Source organism: Xanthomonas sp. 60 (assembly GCF_011761925.1).
This window is the reverse complement of sequence record NZ_JAASQW010000008.1, coordinates 109,531-133,216: the sequence shown is the minus strand read 5'-3', so window position 1 is coordinate 133,216 and position 23,686 is coordinate 109,531. Positions and strand designations below refer to the sequence as shown.

General features: G+C 67.9%; 23 protein-coding genes and 1 tRNA gene. 16 read left to right on the top strand and 8 right to left on the bottom strand.

From position 1 onward, the window contains the following. The first annotated feature begins 579 nt into the window (after positions 1-579). A complete protein-coding gene (locus tag FHY09_RS15405) occupies positions 580-2,457 on the top strand; it encodes a patatin-like phospholipase family protein (protein WP_166927781.1) in 1,878 nt (625 codons plus the stop codon). Positions 2,458-2,500: 43 nt separating this feature from the next. Here the strand turns inward: FHY09_RS15405 and FHY09_RS15400 are convergent, their stop codons facing one another. Continuing rightward, positions 2,501-3,868 (bottom strand): helix-turn-helix transcriptional regulator, encoded by a 1,368-nt coding sequence (locus tag FHY09_RS15400; RefSeq protein ID WP_166927780.1) that lies wholly within the window; start codon positions 3,866-3,868, stop codon positions 2,501-2,503. 111 nt (positions 3,869-3,979) lie between these two features. Here FHY09_RS15400 and FHY09_RS15395 point away from each other — a divergent pair, with 111 nt between their 5' ends. The 5 genes from FHY09_RS15395 to mmsB are packed head-to-tail and all read left to right on the top strand — an operon-like array spanning position 3,980 to position 9,517. After that, complete coding sequence (locus FHY09_RS15395; protein WP_166927779.1) at positions 3,980-5,485, top strand: CoA-acylating methylmalonate-semialdehyde dehydrogenase; 1,506 nt, start codon at positions 3,980-3,982, stop codon at positions 5,483-5,485. A gap of 24 nt (positions 5,486-5,509) precedes the next feature. Next, entirely contained in the window at positions 5,510-6,676 is a 1,167-nt protein-coding gene (locus FHY09_RS15390; RefSeq protein WP_166927778.1) for an acyl-CoA dehydrogenase family protein, read from the top strand. Then, positions 6,673-7,470 (top strand): enoyl-CoA hydratase, encoded by a 798-nt coding sequence (locus FHY09_RS15385; RefSeq protein WP_166927777.1) that lies wholly within the window; start codon positions 6,673-6,675, stop codon positions 7,468-7,470. The genes FHY09_RS15390 and FHY09_RS15385 overlap by 4 nt, the downstream gene beginning before the upstream one ends. Next, the gene (locus FHY09_RS15380) at positions 7,467-8,630 is read left to right on the top strand and encodes an enoyl-CoA hydratase/isomerase family protein (protein ID WP_166927776.1); all 1,164 of its coding nucleotides are present in this window, start codon (positions 7,467-7,469) and stop codon (positions 8,628-8,630) included. The genes FHY09_RS15385 and FHY09_RS15380 overlap by 4 nt, the downstream gene beginning before the upstream one ends. After that, entirely contained in the window at positions 8,627-9,517 is an 891-nt protein-coding gene (gene mmsB, locus FHY09_RS15375) for a 3-hydroxyisobutyrate dehydrogenase (protein ID WP_166927775.1), read from the top strand. Before FHY09_RS15380 ends, mmsB begins: the two co-directional genes overlap by 4 nt. A gap of 88 nt (positions 9,518-9,605) precedes the next feature. On the opposite strand, the gene FHY09_RS15370 is transcribed toward mmsB, so the two are convergent. Then, entirely contained in the window at positions 9,606-10,031 is a 426-nt protein-coding gene (locus tag FHY09_RS15370; protein ID WP_166927774.1) for an organic hydroperoxide resistance protein, read from the bottom strand. A gap of 111 nt (positions 10,032-10,142) precedes the next feature. Between FHY09_RS15370 and FHY09_RS15365 the strand changes: the two genes are divergently transcribed. Then, positions 10,143-10,967: an AraC family transcriptional regulator gene (locus tag FHY09_RS15365; protein WP_166927773.1), complete on the top strand. Its 825-nt coding sequence runs from the start codon at positions 10,143-10,145 to the stop codon at positions 10,965-10,967. 3 nt (positions 10,968-10,970) lie between these two features. Here FHY09_RS15365 and FHY09_RS15360 read toward each other — a convergent pair whose 3' ends face one another. Beyond that, entirely contained in the window at positions 10,971-11,927 is a 957-nt protein-coding gene (locus tag FHY09_RS15360) for a cation transporter (protein WP_166927772.1), read from the bottom strand. Between the two features lie 243 nt (positions 11,928-12,170). Here FHY09_RS15360 and FHY09_RS15355 point away from each other — a divergent pair, with 243 nt between their 5' ends. Next, positions 12,171-13,637: a SulP family inorganic anion transporter gene (locus FHY09_RS15355; RefSeq protein WP_166927771.1), complete on the top strand. Its 1,467-nt coding sequence runs from the start codon at positions 12,171-12,173 to the stop codon at positions 13,635-13,637. Between the two features lie 47 nt (positions 13,638-13,684). Here the strand turns inward: FHY09_RS15355 and FHY09_RS15350 are convergent, their stop codons facing one another. Further along, a complete protein-coding gene (locus tag FHY09_RS15350; RefSeq protein ID WP_166927770.1) occupies positions 13,685-14,098 on the bottom strand; it encodes a lysozyme inhibitor LprI family protein in 414 nt (137 codons plus the stop codon). 356 nt (positions 14,099-14,454) lie between these two features. Between FHY09_RS15350 and dusA the strand changes: the two genes are divergently transcribed. The 4 genes from dusA to FHY09_RS15330 all read left to right on the top strand — a co-directional run bounded on the left by dusA (position 14,455) and on the right by FHY09_RS15330 (position 18,250). Next, positions 14,455-15,492: a tRNA dihydrouridine(20/20a) synthase DusA gene (gene dusA / locus FHY09_RS15345; protein ID WP_166927769.1), complete on the top strand. Its 1,038-nt coding sequence runs from the start codon at positions 14,455-14,457 to the stop codon at positions 15,490-15,492. Positions 15,493-15,666: 174 nt separating this feature from the next. Beyond that, positions 15,667-16,047 carry a type 1 periplasmic-binding domain-containing protein gene (locus FHY09_RS15340; protein ID WP_166927768.1) on the top strand — a complete coding sequence of 127 codons (381 nt, stop codon included), beginning with the start codon at positions 15,667-15,669 and terminating at the stop codon, positions 16,045-16,047. Positions 16,048-16,117: 70 nt separating this feature from the next. Further along, positions 16,118-16,801, top strand: coding sequence for a response regulator transcription factor (locus FHY09_RS15335; RefSeq protein WP_004136763.1), 684 nt, complete (start codon positions 16,118-16,120; stop codon positions 16,799-16,801). Positions 16,802-16,825: 24 nt separating this feature from the next. After that, positions 16,826-18,250 carry an ATP-binding protein gene (locus tag FHY09_RS15330; RefSeq protein WP_166927767.1) on the top strand — a complete coding sequence of 475 codons (1,425 nt, stop codon included), beginning with the start codon at positions 16,826-16,828 and terminating at the stop codon, positions 18,248-18,250. A 35-nt stretch (positions 18,251-18,285) separates the two neighbouring features. On the opposite strand, the gene FHY09_RS15325 is transcribed toward FHY09_RS15330, so the two are convergent. Next, positions 18,286-19,062, bottom strand: a complete 777-nt coding sequence (locus FHY09_RS15325; protein WP_166927766.1) for a M90 family metallopeptidase — start codon at positions 19,060-19,062, stop codon at positions 18,286-18,288. Next, positions 19,029-19,304, bottom strand: a complete 276-nt coding sequence (locus FHY09_RS15320; protein ID WP_166927765.1) for a hypothetical protein — start codon at positions 19,302-19,304, stop codon at positions 19,029-19,031. Before FHY09_RS15320 ends, FHY09_RS15325 begins: the two co-directional genes overlap by 34 nt. A 132-nt stretch (positions 19,305-19,436) precedes the next feature. On the opposite strand from FHY09_RS15320, the gene birA reads away from it, so the two are divergent. The 4 genes from birA (at position 19,437) to FHY09_RS15300 (ending at position 22,088) form a co-directional block, all read left to right on the top strand. Continuing rightward, the gene (gene birA, locus FHY09_RS15315) at positions 19,437-20,402 is read left to right on the top strand and encodes a bifunctional biotin--[acetyl-CoA-carboxylase] ligase/biotin operon repressor BirA (protein ID WP_166927764.1); all 966 of its coding nucleotides are present in this window, start codon (positions 19,437-19,439) and stop codon (positions 20,400-20,402) included. Continuing rightward, positions 20,399-21,139 carry a type III pantothenate kinase gene (locus FHY09_RS15310; protein WP_166927763.1) on the top strand — a complete coding sequence of 247 codons (741 nt, stop codon included), beginning with the start codon at positions 20,399-20,401 and terminating at the stop codon, positions 21,137-21,139. Before birA ends, FHY09_RS15310 begins: the two co-directional genes overlap by 4 nt. A 9-nt stretch (positions 21,140-21,148) precedes the next feature. Continuing rightward, positions 21,149-21,970, top strand: a complete 822-nt coding sequence (locus FHY09_RS15305; RefSeq protein ID WP_166927762.1) for an SPOR domain-containing protein — start codon at positions 21,149-21,151, stop codon at positions 21,968-21,970. A 42-nt stretch (positions 21,971-22,012) separates the two neighbouring features. Further along, positions 22,013-22,088, top strand: a tRNA-Thr gene (locus tag FHY09_RS15300). A 101-nt stretch (positions 22,089-22,189) separates the two neighbouring features. On the opposite strand, the gene FHY09_RS15295 is transcribed toward FHY09_RS15300, so the two are convergent. Continuing rightward, entirely contained in the window at positions 22,190-23,368 is a 1,179-nt protein-coding gene (locus tag FHY09_RS15295) for a site-specific integrase (RefSeq protein ID WP_166927761.1), read from the bottom strand. Next, positions 23,368-23,592, bottom strand: coding sequence for a hypothetical protein (locus tag FHY09_RS15290; RefSeq protein ID WP_166927760.1), 225 nt, complete (start codon positions 23,590-23,592; stop codon positions 23,368-23,370). Before FHY09_RS15290 ends, FHY09_RS15295 begins: the two co-directional genes overlap by 1 nt. Positions 23,593-23,686: the final 94 nt, after the last annotated feature.

The following is a 23,686-nucleotide window of genomic DNA, read 5'->3' as shown; positions in this document are numbered from 1 at the left end:
TGTTTTTTTTTTTTTTTTTTTTTTGTGTGGGGGGGGGGGGGGGGGGGGGGGGGGGGGGGGGGGGGGGGGGCCCCCCCGGGGGGGGGGCCGTGTCGCGCCAGGGATGGCGCGACGCGAGGCACGCAGGATGCAGCATTTGCCGTCCCCCGCCGCCTCCACCCGCCCAGCCAAACCACGCAAACCAGAAACCCCGCACCGCCACGAGGGGCCCAGCCGTTCGCCGTAACCCCAACGACAACCCTCCCACCTCGTGCGCACGAACACCAACGCTTTTGCTTTTGCTTTTTATTTTTTTCATCCGTGGTGGCGCACGGAGCGTGTCAGGGGCTGGGCGGGTGGGGGCAGCGGGGGCGTGTCGCGCCAAGGATGGCGCGACGCGAGGCACGCATGGATGCAGCTCTTGCCGTCCCCCGCCGCCTTCACCCGCCCAGCCAAACCACAGAAACCCAGAAGTCCCACGCCGCCACGAGGGGCTCAGCCGTTCGCCGTAACCCACGCCGGGATCTGCCGTTTGTGTCTCATTCCCTGCGAGTGGCTCCCGCCATAATCCACATCAGCGGGGACCACAAGGACAGCGTCATGGCGGCGAAATACTGCGATCTGGTCATGAAGGGCGGCATCACCAGCGGCATCGTGTACCCGAACGCCGTGCTTGCACTGGCCCGGGACTACCGGTTCAAAAGCATCGGCGGCACCTCGGCCGGCGCCATCGCGGCGGCGGTGGCGGCCGCGGCCGCACTCGGCGACCGCCGTCGCCACGCCGGCGAGGTACTGCCGGCACTCGCCGGTTTTGATGGCCTCGCCGATGTCTCCGCACAGCTCTCCCGCAAGGGCTTCATCTACCGCCTGTTCCAACCCGCGCGTGGCGCGCGCGCGGCCTACCGCCTGCTGGTGGTGCTGGCCAGCCACGCCGGGTGGCCGCGCAAACTGCTGCGCCTGGTGCTGGCCGTGTTCACCATCGCACCGCTGGAAGTCCTGGTCGCGCTGGTCCTGCTGCTCGGCCTCGGCGTGCTGGTGGGCGGCGTACAGGGCATGCTGGCCACGTTGCTGCCCTCGCTGCTGTGTGCCTACGGCGCGGGCGTTGCCGGGGCGCTGCTGCGCGTGGCGCGGGTTGCGCGCGGCAACCTGATGGGGCTGTGCAGCGGCCGGGGCGATGATCCTGCCACGCCCGCGCTCACGGACTGGCTGCACGGGCGCCTGCAGCAGCTGGCGGGCAAGCCGCTGGACGCCCCGCTGACCTTCGCTGATCTGCATGCCGCGCCGCGCTATGCGGATGAACCGGCCGACCCGCGCGCGATCACCCTGCAGATGATCAGCACCTGCATCTCGCACAAGGAGCCGCGCACGCTGCCCTTCACCGAGGCGTGTTTCTGGTTCGTGCGCGAAGAGTTCGACCGGCTGTTCCCGGCCGCGGTGGTGGACTGGCTGGTACGCACGGCGACCGCCACGCAGGAGATCGACGGGCGGCGTTACCACCTGCTGCCGGCGGGCGAGCAGCTGCCGGTGCTGGTGGCCACACGCATGAGCCTGAGTTTCCCGCTGCTCATCAGCGCCGTGCCGCTGCATGAACCGGCGCGTCATGAGCGCCGCGTGCAGCGCGCCGAGGCAGGCCAGGCGCATCCGTCGCAGGGTGTGACCGACAGCATGGAAGGGCTGACGCGCAGTGGCCAGCCGGCCGGCGCCTCGATCACCCGATTCCGGCCCTGCTGGTTCTCTGACGGCGGCATCAGCAGCAACTTCCCCATCCACCTGTTCGACGCCGGCCTGCCGCGCTGGCCCACCTTCGCCATCAACCTGGTGTATCCCACCGGCGGCGAGCCCGCGGCCGGACGGGATGACCGTGAAGCCGCGCTGGAACGCGCCGTGGTGCGGCCGCGCAGCAACCGCGAGGGTTGGCAGCGCAGCTACAGCAGCCTTGCCGCGCCGCTGGCGGCCGCCGAGATTGGCCGCTTCCTGTTTGCTGTGGTGTCCACCATGCAGAACTGGCGCGACCTGCTGCAGGCCCGGGCGCCGGGCTACCGTGACCGCATCGTGCACGTGGCACTGGAGGGCGACGAAGGCGGCATGAACCTGGACATGCCGCAGGAGGTGCTGAGCCGCATCGCCGACAAGGGAACACTGGCCGGGCAGCGCTTTCGCGCCTTTTCCTTCGAAAACCATTACTGGGTGCGCTGGCGCAACCTGGCCTCGGCCTACCAGCGCTACACAGTGGAGGTGGCACGCACGGCTGATCCGGCGCAGCAGGTGCTGGCCTACCGTGCGGCGTATGCCAGCGTGGCCCGTGGCCAGCCGTTGCCGCCCTCCTATGCCCTGACCGCGCAGGACAAGCGCCGGGAATCGCAGCGGCTCTATGCGCAGATGGTGGAACAGGGAGCACGCTGGGAGGATCTCGGCCCGGACCTGGGCGAGGGCGCTCCGCGCCCACTGCCGCAGCTGCGCGTCACCCCGATCTACTGAGCCGGGTGCAGCGCGTGCGCGTCCTGTGTGGGCAGCGCATGGCTCAGCGCCCCGGCAGCTGCGCGAACGCGCGCTGCATGCAGTCCTCGCGCGGGCAGACCCGGCAGCCCGGGCCAATCGAAACCGAATTGCCCGGGCTCTGGATGTCCAGTCCGCGCGTATAGACCAGCCGCTCGGCATGCTGCAGGTCACAGCCCAGCGCCACCGCGAAGGTCTTGCGGGGCTGCCCGTGGCCGATCGGTCCGCTGCTGACCTGGCGCGCCAGCCAGAAATGGCGCCGGCCATCGGGCATGCGCGCGGTCTGGGTGAGGATGCGGCCGGGCTGGTTGAAGGCCTCGTACACGATCCACAGCGGGCAGGAGCCGCCGACCTGGGAGAAGTGGAAATCGGTGGCCGAATGGCGCTTGGAGACGTTGCCGGCGCGGTCCACGCGGATGAAGAAGAAGGGCAGGCCGGGCGCGCTGCGCCGGGCGAGCGTGCTGAGCCGGTGGCAGACCGCTTCAAAACCCACGCCGAACGCGTGGGCCAGGTGTTCGATGTCGTAGCCGCTATGCTCTGCCGCGCGCAGGAACGGCCCATACGGCATCACCAGCGCACCGGCGAAATAGTTCGACAGCCCGATCCGCGCCTGTGCCACGCGCGCCTGGTCCCGGAAGCCGGCGCGGGCGATCACTGCATCCACCTCCGCCGCGTACGCGCGCAAGGCCAGCTCGGCAGCCATCTGGAAGGCCTGCTGTCCGGGTTCGAGGTAATCGGGCAGGAACAGCGTGCGCCCGTCGTCATCCAGCAGGCGCTTCTCGCGGCCGGGCTGCAGCGCCACCACCTCCACCAGCACGCCGTGGCGGTCGGCCAGCAGCTGGCGCAGGCGGGGCGCTACATGGCCCGGTGCCAGTCCCCAGTCGATGAACAGGCGCTCGGCGAGGTCATCCAGTTCGGGAATGTGGTTGTGCATGCGGTTGAAGAAATCACGCACCTGGTCGCCCGGCGGCAGGGCCTGCCCTGCGCCCGGCTCGCCCAGCTGGAACTCCAGTGCGTTGGCGTGCTCGCGCAGCGCCAGATGGCGGCGGTGCAGATCAAGCAGGGCCCGGGTGATATGGGGCAGGTTGCCGGCCATGGCGCGCAGTTCGCCGGCACTGGCATCGGCCACGCCAAGATCGCGCAGGGTGTCGCCGAGGGCCTCCTGCAGGGCGCCCGGCTCGTCGATATCGAACAGCTCGCCCAGGTCACCCAGCACTTGGCGCAGGCGCGCCTGCACGGCCGGGGTCAACGGCCGTTTGTTGCGCTCGATCTGGTTGAGGTAGCTGGCCGACACACCGATGGCCTGTGCCAGGCCCGCCTGGCTGAAGCCATGCTGCTCGCGCAGACGCACCAGCCGCAGGCCCAGATGGCGTTGGGACGCGTGGGAATTCACAGGATTAACAAGAATCGTCCGGTCACTTGGCCAGATTAAGCGGAGAGCGCCCGGAATGCGAGGCGCGCGCTGTGAATAATGCCAAGCATCTTTCGACCGCCGGGAACCCCCATGACTGTTGCAGCGCCCCGTATCCGCTTGCTGATCGACGGCCAGTTCGTCGAATCGTCCACCGCGCACTGGCAGGACGTGGTCAACCCGGCCACCCAGGACGTGCTGGCCCAGGTGCCGTTCGCCACCCCGGGCGAGGTCGATGCCGCCGTCGCCGCGGCCAAGGAGGCCTTCAGGACCTGGCGCAAGACCCCCATCGGTACCCGCGCACGCATCTTCCTGAAGTACCAGCAGTTGATCCGCGAGAACATGAGCGAGCTGGCGCACATCCTCAGCGCCGAACAGGGCAAGACCGTGCCCGATGCCGAGGGCGATGTGTTCCGTGGCCTGGAAGTGGTCGAGCATGCCGCGGCCATCGGCAACCTGCAGTTGGGCGAGCTGGCCAACAACGTGGCCAATGGCGTGGACACCTACACCCTGATGCAGCCGCTGGGCGTATGCGCGGGCATCACCCCCTTCAACTTCCCGGCGATGATTCCGCTGTGGATGTTCCCGATGGCCATCGCCACCGGCAACACCTTCATCCTCAAGCCGTCCGAGCAGGACCCGATGGTGACCATGCGCCTGGTCGAACTGGCGCTGGAGGCGGGCATTCCCAAGGGCGTGCTGAACGTGGTCCACGGCGGCGAGGACGTGGTCAACGCGATCTGTGACCACCCGGACATCAAGGCGGTTTCGTTCGTCGGCTCCACGCGGGTGGGTACCCACGTGTACAACCGTGCCTCGCTGGCGGGCAAGCGCGTGCAGTGCATGATGGGCGCCAAGAACCACGCCGTGGTACTGCCGGACGCCAACAAGGAACAGACCCTCAACGCGATGGTCGGCGCCGCCTTCGGTGCGGCCGGCCAGCGCTGCATGGCTGCCTCCACCCTGGTGCTGGTGGGCGAGGCCCGCGGCTGGGTGCCGGAGCTGGTGGCCAAGGCGAAAACCCTCAAGGTCAGCGCTGGCAGCGTGGCCGGCACGGATGTCGGACCGGTGATCTCCTGCAGTGCGCGCGAGCGCGTGGAAGGGCTGATCGCATCCGGTGTGGAGCAGGGTGCACAGCTGGTGCTCGATGGCCGCAATCCGCAGGTGGACGGCTTCGAGAAGGGCAACTTCGTCGGACCGACGATCTTCGCCGGCGTCACCACGGACATGCGCATCTACCAGGAGGAAATCTTCGGGCCGGTGCTGGTGATCCTGGAGGCGGAAACGCTGGAAGAGGCCATCGCGATGGTCAACGCCAACCCGAACGGCAACGGCACCGCGCTGTTCACCCAGAGCGGCGCGGCCGCACGCCGCTTCCAGGAAGACATCGACGTGGGCCAGGTGGGCATCAACGTGCCGATCCCGGTGCCCGTGCCGCTGTTCTCCTTCACCGGTTCGCGCGCCTCCAAGCTCGGCGACCTCGGCCCGTACGGCAAGCAGGTGGTGATGTTCTACACGCAGACCAAGACGGTCACCGCGCGCTGGTTCGATGACGAAACCGCCAGCCACGGCGTCAACACCACCATCAGCCTGAAGTAAGCCGGCACAGCAAGGGAGCCCCTCATGAGCAACTCGATGACGACGGAACTCGAAGAAGCGCAGCAGGCCTATCGCGAGGCAGCGCGTGACTTCGCCCAGGCCGAACTGGCGCCACATGCCGCGCGGTGGGATGCGGAGGGCATCTTCCCGCGCGAGGCGATCGGCAAGGCCGGGGAACTCGGTTTCTGTGGCCTGTACATGGATCCGGAGGTCGGTGGCAGCGGCCTGAGCCGTCTGGACGCCGCCGTCGTCATCGAGGAGCTCGCCTGCGTGGATCCGTCCACCGCCGCCTATGTGAGCATCCACAACATGGCCTCCTGGATGGTCGCCAAGTGGGGCCAGGAGCCCCTGCGTGCCGCATGGGGGCCCGATCTGTCCTCGGGCCGCAAGCTGGCTTCGTACTGCCTCACCGAGCCGGGTGCCGGTTCGGATGCCGCTTCGCTCAAGACCACTGCCGTGCGCGAGGGCGATGACTACGTGCTCAACGGCGCCAAGGCGTTCATTTCCGGCGCCGGTGCCACCGAGCTGCTGGTGGTGATGGCGCGCACCGGTGGCGCCGGAGCCGGTGGCATCAGTGCGATCGCGGTGCCGGCCGACCTGCCCGGCATCAGCTACGGGCGCAAGGAAGAGAAGATGGGCTGGAACAGCCAGCCCACGCGTGGCATCACCTTCGAGAACGTACGCGTGCCGGTGAGCCACCTGCTGGGCGAGGAAGGCGGTGGTTTCAAGCTCGCCATGAAGGGCCTGGACGGTGGGCGCATCAATATCGCCGCGTGCTCGCTCGGTGCCGCACAGGGGGCGCTGGATGCCGCGCGCCGTTACATGGGCGAACGCCGCCAGTTCGGCAAGGCGCTGGCCGAATTCCAGGCGCTGCAGTTCAAGCTCGCCGACATGGCCATCGAGCTGGTCGCTGCGCGGCAGATGGTGCATACCGCAGCGCGCAAGCTCGATGCCGCTGCCAGCGATGCCACGGTGTGGTGCGCGATGGCCAAGCGCTTCGCCACCGATGCCGGCTTCACCGTCTGCAACGAGGCCCTGCAGATCCACGGCGGCTACGGCTACATCCGCGAATATCCGATCGAACGCCTGTTGCGTGACTGCCGCGTACACCAGATTCTTGAAGGCACCAACGAGATCATGCGGGTGATCGTCGCCCGCCACCTGCTCAACACCGAAGAGGAACTGCGATGAACGATTGGCGCACCCAGGAACACATCGGCCTGAAGGTCGAGGCCGATGGCCATGTAGCGGTCATCACCCTGCACAATCCGCCGGCCCATACCTGGACCGTGCACAGCCTGTCGGCGCTGCGCGATCTGGTCGGTGCGCTCAACGCGGACCGCGACATCTATGCGCTGGTGATCACCGGCGATGGCGAGAAGTTCTTCTCCGCGGGCGCGGATCTGAACCAGTTCGCTTCGGGTGACAAAGCCGCCGCACGCGAAGCCGCACGCCGTTTCGGTGAAGCATTCGAGGCCCTGTCCGCGTTCCGTGGCGTGTCCATCGCCGCGATCAACGGCTACGCCATGGGCGGTGGCCTGGAATGCGCGCTGGCGTGCGATCTGCGCATCATCGAAGCGCATGCGCAGGTGGCGTTGCCGGAGGCCACGGTCGGCCTGCTGCCGTGCGCCGGCGGCACCCAGAACCTGCCGCGCCTGGTCGGTGAGGGCTGGGCCAAGCGCATGATCCTGCTGGGTGAGCGTATCGACGCCGAAACGGCCGTACGCATCGGCCTGGCCGAACAGATGGCCGGCAAGGGCGAAGGCAAGGCGCTGGCACTGGAGTGGGCGAAAAAAGCCGGAAAGCAGAGCCCGACCAGCATCGCCGCGTGCAAGACGCTGGTGCAGCTCACCCGCACCGGCACCCATGCCGCGGCCCTGGTGGCCGAGCGCGAAGCCTTCGTGGACCTGTTCGACAGCGCCGATCAGGTGGAAGGCGTGAGCGCCTTCCTGGAAAAGCGCAGCGCGCAGTGGAAGAACGCATGAGCGCCGATGACACCGCACCGGTGATCTTCGAGGAGCGCGCCGCGCCCAATGGAACGCGCATCGGGCTGGCCACGCTCAATGCGCCGCGCACGCTCAATGGTTTCTCGTTGCCGATGGCCCACCTGTTGCTGGAGAGACTGCAGGCCTGGGCCATCGACGACGGGATTGCGCTGGTGGTGCTGCAGGGCGCAGGCGAAAAAGCCTTCTGCGCCGGCGGCGACCTGCACGGGCTGTACGCGAGCATGGTGGCCTATCGCGAACGCGGCGCCACCGATATCCGCGATAACGCCCATGCAGTGGAGTTCTTCGATGTCGAGTATCGCGTCGACCACCTGATCCATACCTTCCCCAAGCCGATCCTGTGCTGGGGCCATGGCATCGTCATGGGCGGGGGACTGGGGCTGATGGCCGGCGCCAGTCACCGTGTGGTGAGCGAGCGCTCCCGTCTGGCGTTTCCGGAGATCACCGTCGGCCTGTTCCCGGATGTGGGCGGCAGCTACCTGCTGCCGCGCGTGCCGGGCCGGGGGGGACTGTTCCTGGCCCTCACCGGTGCGCCCCTCAATGCCGGCGATGCCATCTACGCCGGGCTGGCCGATCTGCACATTCCCGAAGCACGCCGCAGCGACGTCCTGCATGCGCTGGGCGAGACCGCGTGGAGTGCCGACAGCACCGAAAACGGCACGCGCCTGACGATCCTGCTGCAGACCTTCGCCAGCGATGCGGCGACCGGCCCGCTGTTCGCCAACGCGGCCCTGGTGGACCGCCTGTGCGAAGGCAACGATCTGGAACCGATCGTGGCCCGCATCACCGCGCTGCAGTCCGACGACCCCTGGCTGCAGACGGCGGCCCAGACCCTGCAGGCCGGTGCCCCCGGCTCGGCGCGGCTGGGCTTCGAACTGCAACGCCGCGCGGCAGGGCAGGACCTGGCCAGCGTGTACCGGCTGGAGTATGTGGCCGCGCTGCACGGTGCCGCCCACGGCGATTTCGCCGAAGGCATCCGCGCGCTGCTGGTCGACAAGGACCGCACCCCGCACTGGCAGCCGGCCTCGCTGGCCGAAGCCACCCATGCGTGGGCCCAGGCCTTCTTCACTTCGCCATGGCCGGCTGCGGACCACCCGCTGGCCGACCTCGGCACTTCCACTGAAAGGATCATTGCATGAGCCGGATCGCCTTCATCGGCCTGGGCAACATGGGCGGCCCGATGGCAGCCAACCTGGTCAAGGCCGGCCACACTGTGCGCGTGTTCGACCTGGTGCCGGCCGCGCTGCAGGCCGCCGTCGACGCCGGCGCGCACGCGGCCACCTCCGCGCTGGATACGCTGACCGACGCCGAAGTGGTCATCTCCATGCTCCCCGCCAGCCGCCACGTGGAGGGCGTCTATCTGGGCGAAGACGGCATCCTCGCCGACATCCCGGCCGGGGCCCTGCTGATCGACTGCAGCACGATCGCACCGGCCGTGGCCCGCAAGGTCGCTGAAGCGGCGGCTGCGCGTGGCCTGCAGATGCTCGACGCACCGGTATCCGGGGGCACCGCGGGGGCGACGGCCGGCACGCTGACCTTCATCGTCGGCGGCGAAGCGGACGCCCTGGAACGCGCGCGCGCAGTGCTGCAGGCGATGGGCAGGAACATCTTCCATGTCGGCGCCAGCGGCGCCGGTCAGGTGGCCAAGCTGTGCAACAACATGGCGCTGGGCGTGATCATGGCGGTGACCGGCGAATCCATCGCGCTGGGCGTGGCGCATGGCCTGGACCCCAAGGTCCTCTCGGACATGATGGCCGTCAGCACCGGCCGCAGCTGGGCCACCGAAGTGTGCAACCCGTGGCCGGGCGTGCTGGAGAATGCGCCGGCCTCGCGTGGCTACAGCGGCGGCTTCGGCAGCGACCTGATGCTCAAGGACCTGGGCCTGGCGGTGGAAGCGGCGATGGGCGTGGGCGCCTCCATTCCGCTCGGCGAACTGGCGCGCAATCTGTATTCGATGAACCACCAGGCGGGGCGTGGCAAGCTGGATTTCTCCAGCGTGGTGCAGCTCATCGCCCGCGAGAACTGAATCGCTGCCGCCCCGGCACGACCGGGGCCATCGCAGCCAGGATGGGCGGATGCCCGGTTTCGACCGGCATCCGCCCATTTTTTTCGGCTCAGGCGACGATCAGCGTTACGTCGATGTTGTTGCGCGTGGCATTGGAGTACGGGCAGACGATGTGCGCCTTCTGCACCAGTTCTTCCACCTGCTCGCGCGGCAGGCCCGGCACGCTGATGGTCAGCTCGGCTTCGATGCCGAAACCGGTGGGAATCTGGCCGATGCCGACACGGCCGGTGACCGTGGTCTCCGCCGGCAGGGCCACCTTGGCCTGGCCCGCGACGAACTTCAACGCGCCCAGGAAGCAGGCTGAGTAGCCGGCGGCGAACAGCTGCTCCGGGTTGGTGCCTGCGCCGCCGGCGCCGCCCAGTTCCTTGGGGGTGGACAGCTGGACGTCGAGCGCGCTGTCGGAGGAGACGGCGCGACCTTCGCGGCCGCCGGTGGCGGTGGCTTGCGCGGTGTACAGAACCTTTTCGATGGACATGGCAGTGCTCCTGTTGAGACGGTTGGCGCGGGGGCCGGTGTGCGCTAGTTTGCACACAGTGGCAGGACGGAATGCTACATAAAATCCTGCAGACTTGATGGAGCGTCCAGAATGCTCGACCGACTCGAATCACTGCTGGACCGCTTTCCGGTCAGCGCACGCCTGCAGCAGGGCGGCCGCATCAGCGGACATTATGTACCTGCCGAGGCCACCGCCCAGCCCCTGCTGCACCTGCTCGCCGAGGGCGGGGTGATCGTGCAGGGCGGCCCAGCACCGATCCACATGGAGGCGCCCAGCGTGCTGCTGTACGCGCGCCCGCAGTCCCACCACTTCACGGTGGCAGCCGGGCGCGAGGTACCACTGGTCACCGCACAGCTGCGCTTCGAGGCGGGAGAGGGCAGCCCGGTGGCCGAGGCCCTGCCCAGCCCGGTCTGCCTGCCGCTGGCCGGCCTGCTCGGCAGCCAGGCGGCGCTGGGCATGGTGGTCGAAGAAGCGTTCACCCAGCGCTGCGGGCGGCAGGCCATGCTCGACCGCCTGTTCGAACTGGTGATCATCCAGGTGCTGCGCACGTTGATGGAGAACGGCCAGATCCAGGTTGGCCTGCTGGCCGGGATGGGCCATCCACGGCTTCGCCACGCGCTGGTGGCCATCCACGAGCGGCCGGCCGAGGACTGGTCGCTGCAGGCCCTGGCCGAGCGCGCGGGGATGTCACGCAGCGCCTTCGCCGAAGGCTTCCGCGAGGTCATCGGCAGCACCCCGGGGCAGTATCTGCAGGCCTGGCGGACGCGGCTGGTGCAGCAGGCCCTGCGCCGTGGCCAGCCACTCAAGCGCATCGCCGCCGACGTCGGCTATGGCAGCGAAGCGGCCCTGTCGCGCGCGTTCAAGGCGCAGACCGGGCAATCCCCGCGCGCATGGCGCGCCAGCGCAGCTCCGTGAGCCCTACACCGCCCATTCCAGGTCGGTGGTGAACATGATCGTCAGCCAGCGGTCCGGGGATTCCTCGCCCAGCGCATTGCCGATCTCGTCGCGCAGCGCATCCCATTCGGCCAGTGCCCGCGGCGGATCATCCGCAGGCACCACGAAGAACAGTTCGATCTGCTCACCGCGCCCCACCTGCGCCACGTAACTGCGGTAATCCAGGAAACCATGCCGGGCCACGACATCGCGGGCCACGGCATCCACATGCGCCAGCAACGCGGGCGGGGCCACCAGCAGGATGCCCGACAGGGCCTGTTTCACCGTGCCCAGTGGCGCGGCCATCACAAACAGGCAGACCACCACCAGGATGCCCGGATCGATGTACGGGCCGATCCAGGCCCAGCGGGTATCACGCACCACCACGCCGCCCAGGAACGCCACGAGATAGCAGGCGGACATGCTGGCGGCGATGATCCAGTTCTTCGCATCGAGCGCGACGAACTCCGAGCCGATGCGGCGATTGGCACGCAGCACGAACGCGGCCAGCGCGCCCTCGCCGATCAGCGAGATCACGCCGAAGGTGATGGCAGGTCCCAGCGCGATGAGCCGTCCGCCCGAGGTCAGCGCGTCCACCGCGTTGACGAAGGCATACAGCGCGGCACCGATCATCAGCGTGCCGCTGACGCCCAGCACGATGGGTTCCAGATGCCAGAAGCCCATCGAAAACCGCTGGTTCAGGCGTGACTGCAGGGTATCGGTGTTGGTGGACTGGGCGATCAGCCGGGCAACCAGCAGCGACAGCCAGGTCATCACCACGTCGATCAGTCCGTAGATGCCATCGAAGATGATCAGCGAGGAATTGGCGTACAGCCCGAAGCCCACCGCCAGCGCCGCCATGACCAGCGTGCCGGCGATGGACAGCCGCAGCACGCCCTGTTCGGTGTGGGGATCGAAGAAACCGGATGAGTAGGCAGCCATCGCCTGATTGTAGTGCGCCGTTCGGCTGGCCCCCATGCTTGGACCCGACATGGCCCCGCTACCTGACGGCGGCGGCCTGGCGTAAACTCATGCGTTGCCCGCCCTGACGCGATGCCTGCCCGCAGTGACCACGCCACCCTGACCCGAAGCCCACCGGCAGCCGGACCGCTCCGGCACCAGGACCCCGCGTAGTCATTGCAGCGCGGCGTGGCCATGCCCGCGCGCGCTTAGGAACAAACTCCCATGCAGACCCATTTCCCACTGCGCCAGCAGTGGCTCGGCAACGTCCGTGGCGACGTGCTGTCCGGCATCGTCGTCGCCCTCGCGCTGATCCCCGAAGCCATCGCGTTTTCCCTCATCGCTGGCGTCGACCCGCGCGTGGGCCTCTACGCCTCGTTCTCCATCGCCGTGATCACCGCCATCGCGGGCGGACGCCCGGGCATGATCTCGGCGGCCACCGGCGCGATGGCGCTGGTCATGGTGGACCTGGTGAAAGACCACGGCCTGCAGTACCTGTTCGCCGCCACCATCCTCACCGGCGTGCTGCAGCTGCTGGCCGGCATGCTGAAACTCGGCTCGCTGATGCGTTTCGTCTCGCGTTCGGTGATCACCGGTTTCGTCAATGCGCTGGCGATCCTGATTTTCATGGCCCAGCTGCCGGAACTGGTCGGCCGTGGGCCCACCGTCTACCTGCTGTGCGCGGCGGCGCTGGCGATCATCTACCTGTTGCCGCGCATCACCCGCGTGGTGCCCTCGCCCCTGGTGGCCATTGCCGTGCTCACCGCCGTGGTGGTCGGGTTGGGCATCGATGTGCGCACGGTCGGCGACATGGGCCAGCTGCCTGACCGGCTGCCGTCGTTCTTCCTGCCCGACGTCCCGCTCACCTGGGAAACGCTGCGGATCCTGCTGCCGGTTGCGGCCACGCTGGCGGTGGTGGGGCTGCTGGAATCCATGATGACGCTGCAGATCGTGGAGGACATCACCGAGACTCCCAGCCAGCGCAACCGCGAGTGCGCCGGCCAGGGCCTGGCCAACACAGTGACCGGTTTCCTGGGCGGAATGGCCGGCTGCGCGATGATCGGGCAGTCGGTGATCAATGTGACCTCCGGCGGGCGCGGGCGCCTGTCCTGCCTGGTCGCCGGCACAGTGCTGTTGATGCTCGTGGTGTACGGCAGCGACCTGGTGCGCCAGATCCCGATGGCCGCGCTGGTGGCGGTGATGATCATGGTCAGCATCGGCACCTTCAGCTGGCGCTCGCTGAAGGACCTCGCCACGCATCCGCGCAGCTCTTCGGCGGTGATGCTGCTCACCGTAGTGGTGACCGTGGCCACGCATGATCTGGCCAAGGGCGTGCTGAGTGGCGTACTGCTGTCGGCGCTGTTCTTCGCGCGCAAGGTTGGCAGCCTGCTGGAGGTGCAGCGGCACGTGGATGAGGCCGGCGTGCAGCGCTATGAGGTGCGCGGACAGGTGTTCTTCGCCTCCGCGGGACAGCTTGGTGCGGCGTTTGATTACCAGCATGTCGCCCCGCAGGTGATCATCGATCTGCAGCACGCGCACCTGTGGGATCTCACGGCGGTGGCCGCGCTGGAGCGTGCGCAGGACAAGCTCGCTGCCCACGGCGCCCAGGTCAGCCTGATCGGCCTCAATGCGGCCAGCCAGACGCTGCTTGAGCAGGTCGGCCGCAACGGTGCCGCACAAAGCCTGCACTGAAGGCGTAACCCCGCCTGCGCCGGTGGCGACCCGGCGCAGGCGAACGCTCAGCGCACCTGTTCCAGGTACTGCTCCAGCACCGTGGCGCGCGCGGCCAGGCGCTGCGCTTCCATCACGCCCCCTTCTGGATTGACCGTTGCCGGTGCGCCCAGCAGCGCGGTGACGAACTCGCCATCGCGTGCGTGTGACTGCAGCCACGCCCGCTCGGCGACCTGCAGCTTGGCGCGGCTGGCAGGGGTCAACCGACGGCCCAGCTGCGCGTAGACGTCGTTCAGGCGCTTGTCCTGGCGCGCCTTTTCCTGCGCGATGCAGGCCTGCTGGTCCTTCATCCCGCGCGCACGGTCGGTGCAGGTATCGAACGTGGCCGACAGACCGGCCGCCGGGGTGGCGGAGGCGGTGCTGGTGGCGGTCAGTGCGGCTGCGAGCAGTAGCGCGGACAGTGCCGAATGGGTGCGATGCATGGCGGATCTTCCTGGGGGTCGAGGCTGCGGACGATAGGCCAGTGCAACCGGCGGAAGGGTGAACGCGCGATGGCGGGCCCCGGCGATCGCGACCGCGCTGCCCGCCATCTGCTTGCTGCAAGGGCGGTAGGGCCGTACTGCATGACGGTCGAGGAAGCGCACGCGCACAGGAGGGAGAGGGCGATCGCGACATCACACCTGATTCATGGGGGAAACCCATCAACGCTCTCGTTGAGCGGCCTGCAATGTGGTGCAGCCACCGAGGCGGGGCAGCCGGTCATGCGCTGCTCCGGCACCGTACGCAAGCGCCCCGGCAGTATTCAGCTGGGCGAAGTAAACTGTTGATCTCACTGGCAATGCCAGTCACCTGGATCTGCCGCCTGATGACGTCTGCTGTTGCCCGCTACGCTGACTCCCTGCACCTCTCCGTCGCCCCCATGATGGACTGGACGGACCGCCATTGCCGGGTGTTCCATCGCCTGCTCGCGCCCAGCGCGCGCCTGTACACCGAGATGGTGCATGCCAATGCGGTGATCCACGGCGATCGTGAGCGGCTGCTGGGCTACGACGCCAGTGAACATCCGCTCGCCCTGCAGCTGGGCGGCAGCGATCCGGCGCTGCTCGCCGAGGCGGCGCGCATTGCACAGGCGTGGGGCTACGACGAAGTCAACCTCAACTGCGGCTGCCCGTCGGACCGGGTGCAGGCAGGCCGCTTCGGTGCCTGCCTCATGCGTGAGCCGGCGCTGGTGGCCGAGTGCGTGGCGGCCATGGTTGACGCTGTGGAGATCCCGGTCACCGTGAAGTGCCGCCTGGGCGTGGATGAAGACAACGATTACGACGTATTTGCGGCCTTCGTCGACCGCCAGGTCGCCGCAGGTGCGTCCATGGTGGTGGTGCACGCGCGCAACGCGTGGTTGAAAGGGCTGTCGCCGAAGGAAAACCGGGACGTGCCGCCGCTGCGCTATGACTGGGCCTACCGGCTCAAGCAGGAGCGCCCGTCGCTGCCGGTGGTCATCAACGGCGGCCTGGCGAGCGCGGACGCCGTGCAGGCACAGCAGGGTCGGGTGGATGGTGTGATGCTCGGTCGCGCCGCCTACCACGATCCTTATTTGCTGCATCGGCTGGAGACGGCCCGGACCGGCGCGCCGCTGCGGGCGCGGGCTGACCTGCTGCGCGCCCTGAGGCCCTACGTGGAGGCCCAGTTGGACGGGGGCATGGCGCTCAAGCACATCACGCGGCATGTGCTGGGCCTGTTCCACGCCGAGCCCGGTGGGCGTGCCTTCAGGCAGGTGCTGAGCGAAGGGGCCCATCGTCCCGGGGCCGGCTGGGCCTTGGTAGAGCAGGCCTTGGCGGTCACCGCGCGCGACGTCTCACCGGTGGCTGCCTGCGGATGAAGCGTGCGCTGGTTCACTAATCTGAACGAAACTGTCCCATGAGTGGAAAAGTTCAGACCAGATTCACTGCCTGAAGTCGAAATTTGCGAAAGAAACGTGAAATCCGGTCGGCCACCGCGGCTTGCCGTTTCACGAATTTTGAACGAATCGCCGACCTCGGCTAGGATCGACAGAATGCTCTCCGCCAGCTTCCATCATCGCCGTGCAGCCCTCGCCTTCGTGTTCGCCGTTGCGGCCGCAGCGCCTGCCGTGGCCGTTGCACAGGTCCAACCGATGCGTGAGCGCGGCGGGGATGTGCGCATGGAGATGATGGCCCGTGGCGCACCGCGCGAGGATGGCAGGAGCCTGTCCGAAGCCGTACGGCGCGTGCAGCGGTCTACCGGTGGACACATCCTGGGGGCCGAGCGCGTGCCGTTCGATGGGCGCGATATCAATCGCGTGAAGTACATGGATGAGCGTGGGCGCGTCCGCTACATGGACGACCCCATGCCGCCGCGTTCACAACCTCGAACGCCGCGATCGGATATGTCTTCACTACGCAGCGATAACCCCTGAACGGGTTAAGCTGCGCACAGCACCCCATTCCCAGGCCTCCGGGCCGACCCCAGCAAACTAGGGAGAGTTCATGCGTATCCTTCTGGTCGAAGACGAAGCGCCGCTGCGCGAGACCCTCGCCGCCCGCCTGAAGCGCGAAGGCTTTGCCGTCGACGCCGCGCAGGATGGCGAGGAAGGGCTTTACATGGGCCGCGAAGTGCCGTTCGACGTGGGCATCATCGATCTGGGATTGCCGAAGATGTCCGGCATGGAACTGATCAAGGCCCTGCGCGATGAGGGCAAGAAGTTTCCGGTCCTGATCCTGACCGCGCGCTCGAGCTGGCAGGACAAGGTTGAGGGCCTGAAGCAGGGCGCTGACGACTATCTGGTCAAGCCGTTCCATGTGGAGGAGCTGCTGGCGCGCGTCAACGCGCTGCTGCGCCGCGCCGCCGGCTGGAGCAAGCCGACACTGGAATGCGGCCCGGTCGCGCTCGATCTGGCCGCGCAGACCGTCAGCGTGGCGGGCAGCAATGTCGATCTCACCAGCTATGAGTACAAGGTGCTCGAGTACCTGATGATGCATGCAGGTGAGCTGGTCTCCAAGGCCGACCTCACCGAGCACATCTACCAGCAGGACTTCGACCGCGATTCCAACGTGCTGGAGGTCTTCATCGGCCGCCTGCGCAAGAAGCTCGATCCCGATGGCGAGCTCAAGCCGATCGAAACCGTACGCGGTCGCGGTTACCGCTTCGCGATCCCGCGCAACGAGGGCTGACCGCCGCGTCCTGGCGAATCGACGATGTCCGGCCGTTTGTGGTTATTCCGACGCTGGCGGCCGCGATCACTGCAGGCGCGCCAGCTGCTCGCCGCGTCCGTGGGCCTGGTGGCGTTCCTGGCGCTGGCCGGTTACGCGCTCGATGCCGCCTTCGCCGATACCGCCCGTGCCAACCTGCGCGAGCGCTTGAAGAACTACGCTACGGCGTACGCGGCCGGCATTGATTTCACCCGTGACCGCTCGCTGTATATCCGCGAGCAGCCGCCGGATCCGCGGTTCGACGTGCCCGGCAGCGGCCTGTACCTGCAGGTTGCGATGCCCGCTGGCAAAGGCAATTCGATGTCCGCCGAAGGCCCGATGCTGCCGCCGCTCGGCAGCGGCCTGCTCGCGCCGCGCCAGGAAGTGTTCGAAGGCCCGCTGCCGATGATCCAGATCGATGGCAGCGAGGGCTCGGTGTACCGCTACGGCCTGGGACTGGTGTGGGATGCCGACGCTGATCCCGCCACCGAGTTTCCGTACACGATCTACGTGATGGAGGATTCGCGCGCACTGGGCGCCCAGCTGCGAGTGTTCCGTGGCCGCGTGCTGTTCTATCTCGGTGGTATCGGCCTGATCCTGCTGCTGCTGCAGACGGTCATCCTGCAATGGAGCCTGCGCCCACTGCGCCGCGTGATCAACGAACTGACCCGGGTGCAGCGTGGCGAAGCAGCGCGCATGAGCGAGCGCCATCCACGCGAGCTGGAACCGCTGGCCGACAGCATCAATGCGTTCATCGAAAGCGAGCGCGAGAACCTGGAGCGGCAGCGCAACACGCTGGCCGATCTCGCCCACAGCCTGAAAACGCCGATCGCGGTACTGCGCACGCAGCTGGACAGCGGCTCCGACGATGCAGCGTTGCGCGAAGAACTCGACGTGCAGCTGCAGCGGATGAACAACCTGGTGTCCTACCAGCTCGCCCGAGCTGCCTCCTCGGGCCATAAGCTGTTCTCTGCGCCGTTGCCGATCGAGCCCAACGCCGAAGAGATCGTGCGCGGGCTCGAAAAGGTCTACGCCAGCAAGGGCGTGCTGTGCGAGTTCGACATCGATGCGGCGGCCCGCTTCCACGGCGAGCCGGGTGATCTGCAGGAACTGCTGGGCAACCTGCTGGAGAATGCCTTCAAGTGGGCGCGACGCGGCGTGCTGCTGACCGTCAAGCCGATTCCCGCGCCCAACGGCCGCCGACCGGGCCTGCTGATGGCCGTGGACGACGATGGCCCGGGCATCGCTCCGGAGGACATCGCCAAGGTGCTGCAGCGCGGCGTCCGGGGCGACGAGCGCGTGCAGGGACACGGGATCGGCCTGTCGATCGTGCAGGACCTGATCAAGGATTACCGCGGTGAGCTGCTGGTGGCCCGCTCGGCCGAGCTGGGTGGCGCCCGCTTTGAAGTGAAGCTGCCGCCGGGCCCCTGAGGCGTGCATCGTGCCAGGACGCGGCGCTGGCGCGTCTACGCCTGGCCGTCGTAGAAGCGCTGCAGATGCATGGCCACTGCCGGCATCGCCTCGGCAAGCAGGTCCGGCGCCGAAAAATGGTACTCGCTGGCCACCGCGAAAAACTCCTCCGGTGCTTCCGTCGCATAGGGATCGATCAGCGTCTGTGCGCCTGCGTCCACCTGTGCGCACAGGGCGTCGTAGGCGCGCTGGAAATCATCGGCCCACTGCCGTTGCCATGCGCGTGGCAGCGGCGGCGTGCCATCCATCGCGCCGTCCAGCGCATCGATCTTGTGCGCCATCTCGTGCACGGCCACGCAGAAGCCTTCATGCGGCGCCTGCAGGTCCGCCAGGATGTCGGCCCAGGAAAGGATCAACGGTCCGTTGTCCCAGCTTTCCCCGATCAGTTCGTCATCCCATTCATGCAGCACGCCTGCCGCATCGACGTGGGTGCGCTGCACACGGAAGGCCTCCGGGTAGAGGATCAGCTGCGACCACCCCTGCAGGCCCACCTCGCCGATCCGCAGCAGCGGCAGGCAGCACAGGGCAGCCAGCAACACGACGTCTTCATCGCTCAGCGCGAGGCCGCCCATGGGGGTCAGGGTCTTCTCGTGCAGGAAACGCTCGGCGAGGGTGCGTAGACGTTCGCGGCGCGGTGCCGAAAGCGCATGCAGCCAGGCGGCGCGGGCGCAGGCGTGGCGCCAGAGCGGCTCAGGGATCGGACGAGGTGCCGGCCGCAGCCAGCGCAACAGCGACTGGATCAGCGGAACATGCCCGGCAGGAAGCTGTGCCACTTCGGCGCGCGCAGACGCTGCAGCACGTCATCTTCGCCACCGCCGCCCGCACTGGCGGCAGGCGGCGTGACCGGCTTGGGCGTCGTCGGAACGGCCGCTGCGGCACTGCGCGCCGAAGGCGGGCGTTCGGCATCGGGCGTACTGTAGACGCAGTCCCCACGCGCGCTGTTGGCCATCGCCGTCGATGTGATCGACAGCATCGGGGCCATCAACAGGACCATGCAATGGGCAAGACAGCGCATCGACGACATCCGTTGGTCAGGAGCGGGTAAGCCTCGATTCTAGCCCGATTCGTCCAGTCAATAGGAAGATCTGGGAAGTCGCGAAGCTGCGCTATGCCGCATACTTGCCCTGTTTACCCAACGGAACCGCCCGTGGACGATCGCCAACTGCTGGCCAAACTGGCCGCCGGTCCACTCTCCGGCGACGCGCTGGCGCGCGAGCTGGGCCAGACCCGTGCCGCCGTATGGAAGCGAATTCAAGGGCTTAGGATGGCCGGCGTAGCGGTTGAAGGGCGCGCTGGCGACGGCTACACCCTGAAGCAGCCCGTGGACCTGCTGGAGGCGGACCGACTGCGCGCCGGACTGACGCCTGACGCCGCCGCGCGGCTTGCCGCCCTTGAGGTTGTATGGACAATCGGCTCTACCAACACCGAATTGCTGCGTCGCAGCACGCCCGAGCAGGGCATTGACGTCCTGTTTGCCGAGCGCCAGACCGGCGGACGCGGCCGCCGTGGACGCGAATGGTCCTCACCGCTGGCCGCCCATGTCTACGTTTCCGTCCTGCGCCGGTTCACTGGTGGCCTGGCGCGCCTGGGGGGACTCAGCCTGGCCGCTGGCGTGGCCGTCGCCGAGGCCCTGCGCGGACTCGGCCTGAGCGGCGTGGGATTGAAGTGGCCGAATGACCTGGTAGCCGATGGGCACAAGCTCGGCGGACTGCTGGTGGAAGGAGGCGGTGAGTTCGCCGGACCGGCGCGTGCGGTGATCGGCATCGGTATCAACGTGCACATGCCTGCCGCCGCCGCCGCCGCCATCGACCAACCCTGGACGGACCTGGACACGCTTGCCGGACGCCGCATGGACCGCACCGCGGTGGGTACCGCCGTGCTTGAAGCGCTGCTGCCGGCGCTGGATCTGTTCGACGTGCAGGGCCTTGCGCCCTTTCTGCCGCGCTACGCCGCGCTGGACTGCCTGACCGGGCGCGAGGTACGCGTTGAACTGCACGGACACTGGCGCGAAGGGCAGGCCCTGGGACTGGCCGAGGATGGCGCGCTGCGCGTGCGTATCGACGGCAGCGAACACCTGCTGCACGCCGGCGAAGTCAGCGTGAGGGCGCAATGAGCGACTGGTTGTTCGACCTGGGCAATTCCCGGTTCAAGTACGCGCCGCTGCAGGGGGATCGTGCCGGCGACGTGCAGGCGTGGACCCATGGCGCCGAGGACCTGCGTGGCGAAGCCCTGCGTGCGCTGCCGCAGGGGGACACCGCGTATGTCGCCAGCGTGGCGGCGCCGGGGCTGACGGCAACGATGCTGGAAATCCTGCGCATGCGCTTCCGCCACGTGCATGTGGCGCGCACCGAGCCACAGCTGGCCGGTGTCCGCATCGCGTATGCGGCGCCGGAGCGCTTCGGCGTGGATCGCTTCCTTGCGTTGCTGGCCGCCGCGCGGGCGCAGCGCCATGTGCTGGTGGCGGGTGTCGGCACCGCGTTGACCATCGATCTGCTGGACGCGCACGGACTGCACCACGGTGGGCGCATCGCGGCCTCGCCGACGACCATGCGCGAAGCGCTGCATGCGCGTGCGGTGCAGCTGCCCCCCAGCGGCGGTGCCTACCAAGAGTTCGCCAGCGACACGGCCGACGCACTGGCCTCGGGCTGCGACGGGGCGGCGGTGGCGCTGATCGAACGCAGCCTGCAGCAGGCCGCGCAGCAGCTGCAGGCGCCGGTCGCGCTGCTGCTGCACGGCGGTGGCGCGCCGGTGCTGCTGCCGCTGCTGCCGGCCGCTACCGAGCACCGGCCGCTGCTGGTGCTGGACGGGCTCGCGCGCTGGGCCGTGCATCTGCCCGCTGGCACACGCTAGGATCTGCGCATGCTGACCCGTGCCCTCATTGTTGTCCTTGTCCTGCTCAATGTCAGCGTCGCACTGTGGTGGGTGCTGCGCGAGGCTCCGGCGGTGCCGGACATCAAGCCGCCGACCGGTGTGGCCGAGCTGCAGTTCGCCGCCGCGGGCCTGGCAGAAAACGCGCAGCCGCAGGACGCAGCAGCGGGCACGGCCGCCGCACCCGGTGCCGGCGCGGATGCCGCGTCGACGGCGCTACCCGCCGCGGGGGTGCCCGCGCCAGTCCTGGCACCGGCAGTCGCTGTGCCAGTGGCGACCGCACCCCGCGTGGAGGCTGCCACACAACCTGCAGGCGCGCCCACGCCGCCTGCCACGGCGCCCGCGCCGACGCCTGAGCGCTGCGTGGCCGTTGGCCCGTTTGCCGATGAAGCGGCGGCGCGCAGCGCGCAGTCGCGCGGGGCGGGCGTGCTCCAGCGCATGCGCCTGCAGCAGGAGGCTGGCAGCAGCACGACGACCCGCTACCGGGTGATGCTGGCGCCGGCGGCCTCGCGCGAGGCGGCGCAGGCGACCGTACAGCGCATCGTGGCGGCCGGCCTGAGCGACTACTACATCATCGCCCAGGGCCCTGACGCCAACGCCATCGCGCTGGGCCAGTACCGCAACCGTGAAGGTGCCGAACGGCGCGTGGCCGCCGTGCGCGCGGCGGGCTTCGAGCCCCAGCTGCGTGGCGGTGACAGCCCGCCTGTGTGGTGGCTGCAGGGCGCCCTGGCGGGCGGGCAGTCCGCCGACACCGCCCGGCAGCGCAGCGGTGCCGCGCAGCAACGCTCGCTGGACTGCGCGGGTCTGCGGTAGAATCCCCGCACCCTACGGCGCTGCCCGGGGTGCACGCTACATGCCGCTTTAGCTCAGTTGGTAGAGCAACTGTCTTGTAAACAGTAGGTCATCCGTTCGATTCGGATAAGCGGCACCACTCGGTAAGCGCCAAAACGACTTGAAAGTAAGGGTTTTAACAAAAACGGCCAGCGCGGTGCGCTAGCCTTTTTGCATCCACCGGTAAAATTGCCGGTAAAATTAGCTCTTCTTTTTTGGTTTCACGGCCGCTTTCACCACCGGTACGGAATGGTCGTACAGCTGACGCATGGCCTCGGTCACGTGCCCGCCAGCGCTCTTGTCCTCGCTGTCGGTGATTCCCCGATGTTTCAGGCCATGGAGCGCGAACCGCTGCTCCTTCTCGATTACGTCCTCCTCAACGGCACTCCGGATCAGCCGTTGCCAAGCGCTGTCGAGGGCTGATTTCGTGAGCGGGGTGCCGGACTCCGAAACGAGAAGGCGTCGCTGATCCGGTTTGATCGGTACCGGCCGCCCATGGGCCTGCATTCGTTCGTCCCGGTAGGACTGTAGCCACTTTACGGCCGCGCGCAGATCCTTGGTCCACAGCGTCACGTTGTCGCGCGACCCCTTTCGGCGATTGCTGCGAATGCCCTCAGGCTGCAGGTTGGCGTCGGTGAGAGTGTTCACCTCAATGCCGCGCAGGCGAACCGCATAGGCCAGCACCATGACTGCAGGGAGATAGGGCGGACAGCTGCCAGCGGTATGCGCCTGCCGGCTGGCGCGCGTGCGTGCGAACCGCAGCACCGCGTCGAACGCGTCGTGGTCAGGCATGCGCGCGTCGCGCTTTTCACGCACCTTGCGGATGCCATCAGCCGGATTGGTGGAGCAGTGGCCGTGTCGAATACCCCACGCAAAGAGACGCCGCAGGTAACTGGCGACGCGGTTGGCCGCTGCTGGGGTCGGCGGGATCGTGGGCAGCTTGCCGATGGCCGGCCGTCCGGTGGCCAAGGTTTCCACCACCCGCTGCAGGACCGGCACCGAAAGATGCTCGACGCGCTGTTGGCCAAGCGGACGCCCGTCGCGCAGAGGGTAGCCGCACGCCTTTGCCGCGCAGTAGTCGTAGCTCTCTTTCGACTTCTCCGACAGATCGACATACTCGCTGGACCGCTTGAAAGCATCGACCAGGTATTCGAGGGTTCCGCGAACGTTGCCGCCAGCTCGCGCCTCCATGATCGCGTGCAGATCAGAAAGGCGGGCGCGCCGTGAGGCCACCGTTGCCTTCTTTTGCCCAATGCCCTCGGGGTGTGGGTTGAGCACGTACCAACGGCCATCGCCCCAGTACACGCCGCGTGGCAGTGATCCCTGGTCAATATGACCAGGGATCTCCGGGTTGAACTTCCTTTTTCGACCACGTGTCATCAAACCAGTTCCAGCAGTGTCGTTTCGTGTGGCAGTGCATTTGCGCCTGGCAGGCCCAAGGCCGCATTGATGGCCTCGACGGTGGTCCAGATGCGCCCGCGCCGGTCGTACTTATACAGAATCCCTTGAGCATCCGCCCACCGCTCCACCGTTGTCGGTGTGGGGGGCGGACCATCAGGGGCGCAGATCCGTTGTAGATCGGTGAAGTGCAGGATCTGTGCCATGCTCAAGCCCTCCCTGCGGCGAATAATTTCATCTGTAACACGTTGCTCGGTAAGGGTTGCTCCACCGCCGCAGCGGTCGGCTGCAGGCCGTGTT

What these genes read in the sequence shown, in the direction of transcription:
- mmsB (WP_166927775.1), top strand. Translation starts at nt 8,627, where the DNA reads ATGAGCCGGATCGCCTTCATCGGCCTGGGCAACATGGGCGGCCCGATG.
- dusA (WP_166927769.1), top strand. Translation starts at nt 14,455, where the DNA reads ATGCCAGTCACCTGGATCTGCCGCCTGATGACGTCTGCTGTTGCCCGC.
- FHY09_RS15405 (WP_166927781.1), top strand. Translation starts at nt 580, where the DNA reads ATGGCGGCGAAATACTGCGATCTGGTCATGAAGGGCGGCATCACCAGC.
- FHY09_RS15295 (WP_166927761.1), bottom strand. Translation starts at nt 23,368, where the DNA reads ATGACACGTGGTCGAAAAAGGAAGTTCAACCCGGAGATCCCTGGTCAT.
- FHY09_RS15395 (WP_166927779.1), top strand. Translation starts at nt 3,980, where the DNA reads ATGACTGTTGCAGCGCCCCGTATCCGCTTGCTGATCGACGGCCAGTTC.
- FHY09_RS15320 (WP_166927765.1), bottom strand. Translation starts at nt 19,304, where the DNA reads ATGCGCTGTCTTGCCCATTGCATGGTCCTGTTGATGGCCCCGATGCTG.
- FHY09_RS15350 (WP_166927770.1), bottom strand. Translation starts at nt 14,098, where the DNA reads ATGCATCGCACCCATTCGGCACTGTCCGCGCTACTGCTCGCAGCCGCA.
- FHY09_RS15305 (WP_166927762.1), top strand. Translation starts at nt 21,149, where the DNA reads ATGCTGACCCGTGCCCTCATTGTTGTCCTTGTCCTGCTCAATGTCAGC.
- FHY09_RS15365 (WP_166927773.1), top strand. Translation starts at nt 10,143, where the DNA reads ATGCTCGACCGACTCGAATCACTGCTGGACCGCTTTCCGGTCAGCGCA.
- FHY09_RS15390 (WP_166927778.1), top strand. Translation starts at nt 5,510, where the DNA reads ATGAGCAACTCGATGACGACGGAACTCGAAGAAGCGCAGCAGGCCTAT.
- FHY09_RS15330 (WP_166927767.1), top strand. Translation starts at nt 16,826, where the DNA reads ATGTCCGGCCGTTTGTGGTTATTCCGACGCTGGCGGCCGCGATCACTG.
- FHY09_RS15370 (WP_166927774.1), bottom strand. Translation starts at nt 10,031, where the DNA reads ATGTCCATCGAAAAGGTTCTGTACACCGCGCAAGCCACCGCCACCGGC.
- FHY09_RS15310 (WP_166927763.1), top strand. Translation starts at nt 20,399, where the DNA reads ATGAGCGACTGGTTGTTCGACCTGGGCAATTCCCGGTTCAAGTACGCG.
- FHY09_RS15340 (WP_166927768.1), top strand. Translation starts at nt 15,667, where the DNA reads ATGCTCTCCGCCAGCTTCCATCATCGCCGTGCAGCCCTCGCCTTCGTG.
- FHY09_RS15380 (WP_166927776.1), top strand. Translation starts at nt 7,467, where the DNA reads ATGAGCGCCGATGACACCGCACCGGTGATCTTCGAGGAGCGCGCCGCG.
- FHY09_RS15355 (WP_166927771.1), top strand. Translation starts at nt 12,171, where the DNA reads ATGCAGACCCATTTCCCACTGCGCCAGCAGTGGCTCGGCAACGTCCGT.
- FHY09_RS15385 (WP_166927777.1), top strand. Translation starts at nt 6,673, where the DNA reads ATGAACGATTGGCGCACCCAGGAACACATCGGCCTGAAGGTCGAGGCC.
- FHY09_RS15335 (WP_004136763.1), top strand. Translation starts at nt 16,118, where the DNA reads ATGCGTATCCTTCTGGTCGAAGACGAAGCGCCGCTGCGCGAGACCCTC.
- FHY09_RS15360 (WP_166927772.1), bottom strand. Translation starts at nt 11,927, where the DNA reads ATGGCTGCCTACTCATCCGGTTTCTTCGATCCCCACACCGAACAGGGC.
- FHY09_RS15290 (WP_166927760.1), bottom strand. Translation starts at nt 23,592, where the DNA reads ATGGCACAGATCCTGCACTTCACCGATCTACAACGGATCTGCGCCCCT.